This is a genomic window from Acetomicrobium mobile (assembly GCF_937920065.1).
Map to the genome: position 1 here is coordinate 1 of NZ_CALETC010000062.1, position 11,814 is coordinate 11,814.

Here is an 11,814-nt window from a genome sequence, read left to right on the forward strand (position 1 = left end):
TAATTATATGCTAATTGAGAATTTTATAATTATTTCTAATTTGATTGTATTATACGCCCTCTCAGGTCCTTACTTCCATATATTACACTACAGCTTGACGAAGAAAGAAGTCCTGTTTTTATTAGGTCGCCTGAGTTAAATCGGATACGACGATTTTGTAAACTTTCATTATTGTTATAATGCAACATTGTTATAATGCAACTGGCTTCGCTTCTTCAACAAAATGATAAACGATGTTGGGAGGCAATGTTACCGCACGTAGATATCTCCGGGGCTGTAAAGTATATATAAACTTTCCCCTATCGAAAGCACTGGAATGATGCAATGAATTTACCTTCACGTACCCCAGCTCCTTTGGCTTTTGAAATTACGCCTCCATCTTTATTGATTTTTCTTATATTATATTGCTGCTTAAGGAATTACCCTTGTATCGTCCTTTAAATTTTACTCTATCCACATAGGGTTTAAGAAGGCTGACAACGATGGGAAGGAGACGCTTTAGAGAGAGCATCCCTCGCCCCTTGCCTTAGGTCCTTAAACTCTGGACGAGAAAATATTTGATTGCAGTTAAACCTTATGAAAGCAACTAGATGCTTTGAGGATGCAAATTACACAAGGGGCCACATTCTCTATAAAGCATCAGCTACATCTTGACCATATGCTCTCTTTCTACCTCTCTTTGATAATCATTTAATTAAATTAGTGGATCTAATACTACTGAAACGGTACTCCCCTTAACCATTACTTTGCCGTTATTTCCCAAAAGGCTCGTGAAGTATTGTCCGTTCATATATAGTATGACGGCAAAGTTCACCGAGCATCTGGTAATTTTACCCTCTTCGTGACCTTATACTAGATCTTTGCATTGTACTTGATTGTGGTATATTTGGCCTTAATAGCGTATATTTATTTTGCTACACTCCTGTCCTCTAAAAACTACCTTAATGAAATTGAGCATTGCCCAAAAGGAATTTTTGAGGTAGTTGTCCTCTTAGGCAATTGCGAAGAAACAATGTTGTTTCGAAGAGATTAATTTTGAGGAAGGCCGTGTAATTGACTGACTAAGAATATAATAATATAATAAGTAAAATTATTGTTGTTATTTGATACTCTCATATCGTAAAAGGTGTGAAGCTTTGTGACTAACTTGCTGTATAATACTGATTATGGAGAATATTACATAGGAGAATGTGAATCGGAAATTAAAAAATTAAACCTCAAAGGAAAAGTGCAGTTAATTTTAACATCCCCACCATTTCCTTTAAATAATAAAAAGCAATATGGCAATAAAGTTGGGGATGAATATTTGAATTGGTTTATAAATTTGGCTCCGCTTTTTGCTGAAATACTGACAGAAAATGGCTCTGTTGTAGTGGAAATGGGCAATGCTTGGGAAAGTGGCAGACCAGTACAGTCACTTCTACATATGAAATCGTTAATTGGGTTTATAGAAAAAGCAAACTTACGTTTATGTCAGGAGTTTATTTGTTACAATCCAGCAAGGTTGCCATCTCCTGCTCAATGGGTAACTATAGAACGTATTCGTGTAATAGATAGTTTTACTCACATATGGTGGATGTCCAAATCCGATTACCCTAAAGCAGATAATAGAAATGTGTTGAGACCATATAGCAAGAGCATGAAAAAGCTTTTAAAAAAGGGAAAGTATAATGCAGGGAAGCGACCTTCGTCCCATGTTATAGGTAAAAAAAGTTTTTTGAAAGACAATGAGGGCAGTATATGTCGCAACGTACTGGAGCTTGAACCTATAGAAGAAGATGAAAATGTAAGATTGCCATATTCTATGTTTAAAATTGCAAATACAAAATCGAATGACTTTTTTATGCGGAAATGCAAAGAAAGAGACATCGTACCACATCCTGCCCGAATGCCTCTAGAATTAGCAAGTTTTTTTATAGAATTTCTTACAGACGAAGGAGATCTAGTACTGGATCCTTTTAGTGGTAGTAACACTACAGGTTTCTGTGCAGAAAGGCTCAAAAGAAAATGGGTCAGCATAGAAGCCAATACCATTTATGGGTATCAATCAATGATAAGATTCGAAGAACCCTCGCTATGCTCCAATATTAAAAGGGGGGAAATATGTAATGAGTATTACCCAAGAGATCCTAAAAATGGCTTCAGTTGATATTTTCACTGAAGCTAAAAAAGGTGATTTATTTATCGGACGCCCTTATTATTTAGATTATGAAAAAGCATATCTACTTATTGCAGACGCATGGAAACAAAAAGTTGGTGGACTCCCGCAAGGCGTCTTTATTTTAGCCTTTTATGAAAATGAGAATGACGAAGTAGATGAATGTCTTTTGCTAAGGGCAATTTGCCCCACTAAATTGCCAACCGATAGTGATGTCATAGCTTCAATGGTTGAGTTTTACAAAGATAATTTAAAGACGTCAGGTAAACATAGCCAACTTGATGATTATACAAGATATATGTTCAGTTTTTCTGGTCTGGAATGCAGAATATTGGGGACATTTTTTAAAAATAATTCAGGGCAAATTCAATTCGGCGCAGATGTTGAAAATTTTTATAGCGCTCATCATTATGTTGCTTATAAGCCCATCGGAGAGGTTTTAGAGTTTATTGTAAACTTTAGGGATAGAAATTCTGTAGTAGGGAACTCAACTAATATACCTATCGGTAAAGTACGATATAGCTCCAGTAGGCGTTTCCAAGAAGGACAAGAAAAGGTTTCAGTATATGTTAATCCGCAAGATTTTTTGGGGAAAAGGACTGCTCTCTTTGGTATGACTCGTACTGGAAAATCAAATACTGTGAAAAAAATTATTCAAGCAACAACTGAACAACGTTCGCGTTCCAAGAACGTTTCGGAGGTAACAGTCAGCAGTATAGAGGAAAATTTAAAACAATTTGACGATTCTGGGTTTCCAAAATATAAAGTTGGTCAAATAATTTTTGACATAAACGGTGAATATGCAAACGCCAATTTGCAAGATGAAGGAACAGCAATTTTTGAGAAGTATGCTGACATTACCACGCGTTATAGTGTGCTTGAAAAGGCTAACTTTAAGGTTTTAAAAGTAAACCTTTATAACGAGATTGAAGCTGGTTTTGATTTAATTAACAACTTTCTCGCGGGAGAGAGCGGAGACTATGTTAAAAGTTTTCTTTCCGTTGATTTGATGGAGCCTGAGGAAAGAGAAAGCTCAGATTATACAAGATGGGAAAGAAAGATAGCTGCCTATAAGTGTTGTCTTTATAGGGCTGGTTTTGAGCCTCCAAAGAACTATAAAATTAAGTTCCAGGGAAATAAAGAAATAAACAGCAAAATCAATGATATTAACCCAGCTAATGGTATCACTTTTGACGAGGCTATTAGGTGGTTTACCTGGGTTGCGGAAAATTGTGATAATAATGATTTTTTTAAAGAATATAAGAATAGCAAAGGGCATGATTGGGTGGATGAGGATTTAAGAACCCTGCTGGTTTTTTTAACTCGTAAAAGAAACTTAACTGGCAGCGTCAATATTTCTGGTTATAAAAAATTAAACCCATTAAAACCATACCACACTTCATTAAATGATACGGCTTTCGAAGAAGATATTGTTAATAAGTTGAGAGAAGGAGAAATTATTATTATAGATTTATCTCAGGGTGATCCTAAAATTCAACAAACATTTTCCGAGAGGATTTGTAAGTGTATATTTCGTGATGCTATGGATCATTTTATACATAATAGACCAAATAACTTTATTCAATTTTATTTTGAAGAGGCACATAACCTTTTTCCAAAAAAAGAAGACAAAGACTTGAGTCAAATATATACGAGAATTGCCAAAGAGGGAGCTAAGCTCAACCTTGGCATGGTTTATGCTACTCAAGAAGTAAGTTCTATTAGCTCTAATATATTAAAGAACACACAGAATTGGTTCATAGCACATTTGAACAATGAAGACGAACTTAAAGAAATTAAAAAGTTTTACGATTTCGGCGATTTTTGCGAAGGATTGATACGTTTTAGTCCAGGTACGGATAAAGGTTTTATTCGAATGAAAACATATTCCAACTCCTTCGTGGTTCCCGTACAGATAGATAGATTTTTAGCAAACGAATAGAGGTAATTATATATGAGTTACGGGAATGATTTTTCAAACAAGCCATATGAAAAGGCCAGCAAAAATGCTCACATTAACATTATCAATGATATCCAAGTTAAGGAATTTTTATCTAAATGTCATATCCCACCTTTTCAAGAAAATATAGCAAACGTTGATTTCGAAAAGATATTTATAAAAAGTATTACAAATAACCCTATTAAAAATATCATCGCAATTGATGGTGGATATACAAATGTTTTTGTTAAAAAGGAATTTCCATCTTCGACTATTGCGTTTTTCCAATTTGGCGCTTTGTTCTTTAAAATGCAGGATTTAATAAATATTAAGACAAAACCATTTATTGATCCTGAAGATTTTGCAAAATTACAAAATATACAAAGAATAAAATTTGTTTTACCTACCAAATACATTACCATAAAAGGTGAAAGGGATTTAAATACATCCGTAAGAAGATGCGTATATGACTTTTTTATGCAAAATCCTGAAGATAAAGGTTTAATTAAGGCACTTAAGTGGTTGCTCTTCAATGAATACGATCCATCATCGCCTACTATTTGGCATCTAGCTTCGTGTCCCTGTTGTGGAAAAGGGTTTGATTTTGCCGAAAAAAATATAAAACCAGACTATACAATATGCTGCCCTCATTGCTATTGCACAGTCTTTTTAACTGATGTCTTTAGGTTGCACGAAGTAATCGATAACGATATTGGCGCCACTGGTATATTAGGTTATTTATCAACAGCGATAGAACAATTAATAATTGTTTACCTTATACAGCAGATTTTACAAATACGTTCCGCTTTATTAAATGAAACATTATTTATAAAGGATGGACCACTAGCTTTCTTTGGACAAACAGCAAATATTCATAAACCAATGAGAAGTCTTATTAATTATTTAAATTCTAAATATTCTATCTATCTAGTAGGCCTAGAAAAAAGTGGACCTTTTGTCGATCATGCCTATCAAATATCAAACATGCTAGAAAAAAATCAAATTATATTGCTGGGAAATAAATATATATATAAATATATTATTCCAGGACATGCAGATAAACACTGCCCATATGGAAGATCAACCTATTATAGCCACAAGTTGATCTTTAAATCTCAATATGAAAACATCTACGTTGCTTCTATTCCGAACACAGAAATGAAGGAAGAACCACAAAAAAATGACTACATTAACATGGATACCATATTGCAAAATATTTCTACTTTGAAATGTGATTTATATTACAGTTCTTTAGTACCAATTGTTATGGCTAACAAGCTAGTTTCGTTAGCTGACCACCCGAGTGCAGATATATTAAAAAGTTTCGCAGAAGAAAGTATCAAAACAAGCTAATCACAATTGATGCTCAAGAAAGTCAAAGACATTTTATTTACATTGAATTGACCCAGTGTTAGATGAGAGTAAAACTTAAGCTTTTCTAACCAAGACTCCCAATCGCCAAGTGCACCATGAGCCTCGCTGGGTGGAGGAAGAACTAGGGTAGCTTCCTTCACAAAGTATGACCTCTAGGACCAACCCAATTTTGCGTGGTTCGCAACTCGCCAGGCTAGCATTAAGACCCGCGGATATCATTGAGTATATAAGCCCCAAGAATAACCTGTATCGGTTGAGGACAAATTTGGGCATTGAAGAAAACTTGCAACCGGATCGTGAACTGGCTGAAGTATCTTGATCATATATAATCTATCATTTTCACAGGAGAAATTGGACTTAATTAGCGAAATTTACCATTAAGGGCCCATATTTACTAAACAGATTGTCAGTATGGGCCCAAATAACGTTGCTAGAATATATCTTACTATATTGTTTATCTTAATTGCATCCCTCTATAAAAAGATCTCTTAATTTTTTATTCAATTGCTTCATTTTTCCTATGTTTTTATCATTTGGATGTAACATTAAAGCACTTTCTTGATTGAAGATACCTAGGTACCATACACCTTCATGTTTACTAATCCCGACTTGAAATGTAAGATCGTTTTCATCTGTTATTGCGTGTAATCTAAGTTGACCATCCTCGAATATATCAAAATATGGCAATATATCTAACAGCGCAAAACAGTTAGCAGTCCAATACTGCTGATTTGGAGTAATAAATACTATGTCGCCATATTCATCTATAGTAATTGTTACATTCCCTTTGTTCTTTTCAACTATTTGTTTTTCATCGCTTATCTGATAATCAATATTGCGCAATATACATAATACATTGTCATCGGCAGCATATCCATATCCAACGACAGACAACACAAATACTACAACTGTCATCAAACATATTGTTATTCTTTTCATAACAATCACTCCTCTAAGAGAATTTAAGCATTGTAGTATTTCATTTATTAATATTATTCTAATGCTCTACGGAAAAACAAATAGTTGCTTCTCTAGCTATCAGTCCATAAAATAAGCTTGAAGATGTCCAGCTATACGGTCTCAATTCTGCCCAGACCCAATAATTCTGCAAGTTTTCTTCTCGGTCAATTTATATCAACCCCTCTGTTGCAAAGCTGTAAAAATCGTCTGCATTTTTGCCTACTATTATGTGATCGAGCACGTTTACGCCCACAAGGTCGCAGGCGTAGGATATGCGGCTCGTAAGCTCGACATCTTCCGATGATGGCGTCGTTTCTCCCGAAGGATGATTGTGAACCAGTATGACGGAAGATGCAGATTTTAAGGACGCAGCCTTTACGATTTCCTTTGGATCGACCACGGTAGCATTTACGCTGCCCTTGCTTATCTCAACATTTCCAATGGGCTTATTTTTAATATCCAAAAGAATGACGCTAAAAACTTCCTTTTGCTTATCCCTCAGATAGGGAGCATAAAATTCGGAAACATAGCCTATCACATCGTCAGGCTTATTTAATTTTTTCTTCGTCTCGGCCTTTTCCTTAAAAAGTCTCTTGCCAAGCTCAAAGGCCGCCTTTATTTGCACCGCCTTGGCAAGGCCAATTCCATCGATTTTGGAAATCTCTGATATGGGTGCCGAATCTATCCCTCGAAGCGATCCAAAACGGTTGAGCAAAGTCCTTGCGAGCTCTTCTGCGCTCATGCCGTCTTTCCCGGTCCTTAAAATTATCGCCAAAAGTTTGGCCAAAGGTAGATTTTCTGCCCCAAGCTGCACGAGCATCTCCCTTGGCCTTTCTTCTTTCACCCATTCTTTGATCGGCCGTGTCGATTTCCGCTCCGCTACCATTCTTTTAATTTTTCCCCTTAACTTTTCGCATTCATCAGCTGTATTGATGTTTAACTGCCGAATGATGTCATTCGCCCTTTCTTCGGTAAGCAACCCCTTTTTGGAACATCTTAAATATACCTTTCCTTTTTTGCTGTACATCGGGTAAATGGCGTTTGCCACCATGAAGTCAAGCAGTTCTTTCTCCGGCAAAATCTCGTCGCTCATGCCGATAACGACCTCCGTTCAGTTTCTATGATGATATCTCGCGGCTCCATGCAATTTGAGATGGGACAAATATACTCGTTAACTAATTACCTTTTGTGCAACGACACGATACACGACGCATAACGTAGATACTTATATCCTTCCTATAGGCATTATACACAACGGACGTTCTTCCTTTGGAAGGCTTAAAACTTTTTTTACTTCCTCATCCCTAAAGGCTCCAACAACCACTGTGCCAAGGCCTAAAGAAACAGCTTGCAGACAAACATTTTCAGCAGCGTGCCCGACTTCCATATGCACATATCTGATGCCCCTGTCGCCGTATTTTCCGGTTGTTCTTTCATAAACTGCGGTAAATACCAAGGCAATTGCGCCGTCCCTGACGCAAGATTGCCCGAGAGCTGCGACAGCCAAACTGTCTCGTAAATCTTCGTCTATGACTTTAGAGAGTTCATGCCCACGGGGCACATACTTATATACGCCTCTCGCGATGCCATCTACATTGCCAACCAAGACGTACAATTCAAGTGGATAAAGTGCACCTGCGGAAGGTGCCGTTTTAAAGCCCCATCTTTGACCGGTGATCCCCTGCGCAGCCCAAAGGAGTTGCGAAACCTCACCAAGCGTCAGCGGCTCATCTTTGTATCTGCGAACCGATCTTCGTTCAAGCAAAGCTTTCTCAACAGATGTGTCGCTCTCGTATTTGGGTTCAGGTAGCTTTATTTTTCCATTGGCATGCTTCCCTGGTTCACTTCCGTATCCTGCTCCTGTCATCATGAAAAACCCTCCCATTCCTAGGCATATTAATGCCACAAACATGATTATTAACTTTGTTTTATTCATAAAATCACCACTTTTTTGATAAATAACAGTACAAGCCTATTTTCAACATAGGAATGCTGCTGCCCTAGATTTTTTGTAGCTGCACTCGCTAATTGCCAAACATATATTGCTATATCATTTTAGCAAAAGATGATCACCGTATTCGCCAAAGGGCCGAATAGCCTTGCGTGAAACTACGCTCATCTGCTCATTTTCGACATGAGCAGATGCTGAACGATGACGACCAACTTCTTTAGGAGTTCGGTACTCCAAATTTTCGTGCAATGCGTCTGTTATAATACCAGTAGCATTATTTTCTTGAAAAATAATAAGGCAACGCCCTTTTGCAGGACGAAAGGCGCCAAAGATCGAGCAGCAAACTTGCAATGCAGGTATCGAAGTTTTATTGAAAACTATCTCGCCTCAGTTTAGACTATAATTTGACCGACTACAGTAAACAAGGGGGCGTAAATTTAGCTCCTTTTATTTGAGGTGCTCGTCATGAAACAGGATAAAGAATTCTTAAAAAAGCTATCAGAACGCCTGGAAAAGGCCTTAGAAATTTCGTCGAATTGCGAACTGTGTCCAAGGAAGTGTCACGTAAATCGCCTTAAAGACGAAAAGGGCTTTTGCAAGACGGGAAGAAATGCCGTCGTTAGCAGCTTCGGACCTCACTTCGGAGAAGAAAAAGTTCTGGTAGGAAGATTTGGCTCGGGCACGATATTTTTCACCCACTGCAACTTGGCATGTGTCTTTTGCCAAAATTACGACATCAGTCAACTTGGCAGGGGTAAGGAAGTCTCCGCTAAAGAATTAGCAAACACGATGCTCGAGCTTCAAAGGATGGGTTGTCACAACATAAATTTGGTCTCCCCTACTCATTGCGTTCCTCAAATCATGGAAGCTCTTTTGCATGCATTCGAAGAGGGCCTCAAGGTTCCAATCGTGTACAACACCGGCGGGTACGACTCCGTGGACACGCTAAAGCTCCTTGAAGGCATCATAGACATCTACATGCCGGACATTAAGTACGGCGATGACGAAAGGGGCATGCGTTATTCTTCAGCTCCTAATTACTTTTCTTTGGCAAAAAGTGCAGTCAGGGAAATGCACAGACAGGTAGGAGATTTAAAGACGGACGACAGGGGCATCGCCGTTAAAGGGCTCTTAGTGAGACACCTGGTACTTCCAAACAACCTTGCCGGGACAGAAAAAGTGATGGAGTTTTTGGCCACAGAAATTTCGACCGAAACCTTCGTAAACATAATGGACCAGTACCGCCCGCTTCATAAAGCTTTTCGATATCCGGAGCTTTCAAGGTCCATTACGCGAATGGAATTCAAAAGAGCCATCGAAATAGCGCAAAATTACGGAATTCATCGTATATGCAGACTATAAGTTAAAATAATGCTCGCCAAGTGCTAAAAGGCGAAAAAATTGATGAAAGGCGGTCATTCACAGTGAAAGTTTTATTGATATCGCCAGGAAAGGACGAATACTACAAAAAAAGGCTAAAACTGGCGCTTAAAATGCCACCTCTTACCTTGAGCACGATCGCGGCTTTGACAAAACCAGACATAGAAGTCGCCATTTTAGACGAACACGTAGAACCCATCAATTATGACGACGTGCCTGACCTGGTGGGCATCACAGTCATGACCTCAGTCGCACCTAGGGCATACAAGATTGCAGACAAGTTCAGGAAAAGTGGCGCAAAGGTTGTGTTGGGCGGGCCGCACCCTTCCGCTCTCCCCAAAGAAGCCATAAGACATTGCGATGCCGTGGTCATCGGAGAAGCCGAAGGCGCATGGGAAAAGCTCTTAGAGGACTTTAAGAATGGCGATTTAAAGCAATTTTATTTCAACGAAAAACTCCCGAGCTTGGTCAATTTGCCCGAGCCTCGAAGGGATCTATACAAAAAGGAAGCATATTACTTTGTTAACAGCCTCCAAGTGAGCAGAGGCTGCCCGTTTAATTGCTCCTTTTGCTCCGTGTCCAATTTTTTCGGCAGAACTTACAGGCACAGGCCCATTGCCGACGTCATCAGGGAAATAGAACACCTCGAAGGTAAATTCGTGGCTTTCATCGATGACAATATCGTGGGCAATCCAAAATACAGCAAAGAATTATTCAACGCCCTTATTCCTCTTAAAATACGATGGGTTGGGCAAAGTTCATTCAACATAATTCGTGACCCGGACTTGTTGAAAGCTGCGAAAAAAAGCGGCTGCGCGGGGTTGTTCATAGGCCTTGAAACCATCTCTGAAGAAAGCATGCAAGAAATTGGCAAAGTGCAAAACGACATCAAGGAATTTAAAGTTGGAATAAAGCGTTTACACGATCATGGCATTATCGTGTTGGGAGCTTTTATCTTCGGTTTTGATAGCGATGACAAGGACGTGTTTAAAAGAACCTTAGATTTCGCATTGGAATCAAAGTTAGACTTGGCACAATTCAGCATACTCACCCCCTTGCCCGGAACGAGGTTGTACGAAAAGCTATCTTCCGAAGACCGCATCATCAATGCAGACTGGTCGAAGTATGACATGGGCAACGCTGTTTTTATGCCCGCGCAAATGACGCCCGAAGAATTGCAAAAGGGCATGGGCTGGGCTTGGAGGGAATTTTATTCCTACGGTTCTATTCTAAAAAGACTTTTTAGCGTGAATTTCAATTTACTGCGACATCTTCTTTATTTCGCACCGCTTTTGGTCTTAAACATGAGTTTTAAGAGGGCCCTCGATTTCGAGAGCAAAATGGCCAAAGCATCGATTACGAAGCACTAATCTCGAAGCCTTGGATCCAGGGAGTCCCGCAAAGCATCCCCAAGCAGATTAAAACCCATGACTATTAAAATGATCATTACCCCGGGAAATATGGTTATCCAAGGCGCATGAAACAGAAAGGAACGACCCGAACTCATGATTGAGCCCCAGCTGGGCAAAGGAGGCTGTATGCCTAGTCCAAGAAAACTCAGCGTTGCCTCCACGATTATAGCTTTCGGCACTTCAAGCGTCGTTAGAACAACCAGGGGCGCCAATGAATTGGGCAAGATGTGACGAAATATAATCCGTGCATCTGAGTATCCAAGAATCCTGGCTGCTTCTACGAACTCTTGGTTTTTTAAAGAAAGAAACTGACCTCGGGCAATGCGGGCAAATGACCCCCAAGATGAAAGCGCTATTGCTAAACATACGTTGAATAACCCGGGGCCTAAGACAGCTATAATAGCGATGGCCAGCAATGTCATGGGAAAGGCCAAAGCTATGTCGATCAATGCGCATATGACGCTATCCAAAAGGCGACCGTAATAACCGGCAATAGACCCAAAGAACAAACCCGTCAGCAAGGAAATGCCGACCGCGAGAAAACCAACTTTTATGGATACCCTGGAACCATAAATCACCCTGCTGAAAATATCGCGACCAAATTCATCAGTGCCAAACAGATGCGCTTTTGATGGAGGCT

The 11,814-nt window shown here is 39.1% G+C and carries 9 protein-coding genes; 5 read left to right on the forward strand and 4 right to left on the reverse strand.

Annotated features, from left to right (window positions below; all coding sequences use genetic code 11):
• The first annotated feature begins 1,138 nt into the window (after positions 1-1,138).
• From Q7P41_RS02140 to Q7P41_RS02150, 3 genes are read left to right on the forward strand one after another with little or no spacing between them, the layout of a single operon-like run.
• On the forward strand, positions 1,139-2,149 hold the full coding sequence (locus Q7P41_RS02140; protein ID WP_303881774.1) for a site-specific DNA-methyltransferase: 1,011 nt from the start codon (positions 1,139-1,141) through the stop codon (positions 2,147-2,149).
• A complete protein-coding gene (locus Q7P41_RS02145) occupies positions 2,136-4,100 on the forward strand; it encodes an ATP-binding protein (protein ID WP_303881776.1) in 1,965 nt (654 codons plus the stop codon). Before Q7P41_RS02140 ends, Q7P41_RS02145 begins: the two co-directional genes overlap by 14 nt.
• Before the next feature lie 12 nt (positions 4,101-4,112).
• Positions 4,113-5,450, forward strand: a complete 1,338-nt coding sequence (locus tag Q7P41_RS02150; protein ID WP_303881778.1) for a hypothetical protein — start codon at positions 4,113-4,115, stop codon at positions 5,448-5,450.
• Between the two features lie 480 nt (positions 5,451-5,930).
• On the opposite strand, the gene Q7P41_RS02155 is transcribed toward Q7P41_RS02150, so the two are convergent.
• The 3 genes from Q7P41_RS02155 to Q7P41_RS02165 form a co-directional block, all read right to left on the reverse strand.
• Complete coding sequence (locus Q7P41_RS02155; RefSeq protein ID WP_303881779.1) at positions 5,931-6,410, reverse strand: hypothetical protein; 480 nt, start codon at positions 6,408-6,410, stop codon at positions 5,931-5,933.
• Between the two features lie 190 nt (positions 6,411-6,600).
• Complete coding sequence (gene radC / locus Q7P41_RS02160; RefSeq protein ID WP_303881781.1) at positions 6,601-7,524, reverse strand: DNA repair protein RadC; 924 nt, start codon at positions 7,522-7,524, stop codon at positions 6,601-6,603.
• A 132-nt stretch (positions 7,525-7,656) separates the two neighbouring features.
• Positions 7,657-8,301 carry a SagB/ThcOx family dehydrogenase gene (locus Q7P41_RS02165; RefSeq protein ID WP_303881783.1) on the reverse strand — a complete coding sequence of 215 codons (645 nt, stop codon included), beginning with the start codon at positions 8,299-8,301 and terminating at the stop codon, positions 7,657-7,659.
• Positions 8,302-8,847: 546 nt separating this feature from the next.
• Between Q7P41_RS02165 and Q7P41_RS02170 the strand changes: the two genes are divergently transcribed.
• Both Q7P41_RS02170 and Q7P41_RS02175 read left to right on the forward strand, forming a co-directional pair.
• Positions 8,848-9,744, forward strand: a complete 897-nt coding sequence (locus tag Q7P41_RS02170; RefSeq protein ID WP_303881784.1) for a radical SAM protein — start codon at positions 8,848-8,850, stop codon at positions 9,742-9,744.
• Between the two features lie 62 nt (positions 9,745-9,806).
• Complete coding sequence (locus Q7P41_RS02175) at positions 9,807-11,132, forward strand: radical SAM protein (RefSeq protein ID WP_303881786.1); 1,326 nt, start codon at positions 9,807-9,809, stop codon at positions 11,130-11,132.
• Here the strand turns inward: Q7P41_RS02175 and Q7P41_RS02180 are convergent.
• The coding region (locus Q7P41_RS02180) for an ABC transporter permease (RefSeq protein ID WP_303881787.1) at positions 11,129-11,814 on the reverse strand (686 nt) is incomplete at its 5' end. The genes Q7P41_RS02175 and Q7P41_RS02180 overlap by 4 nt on opposite strands.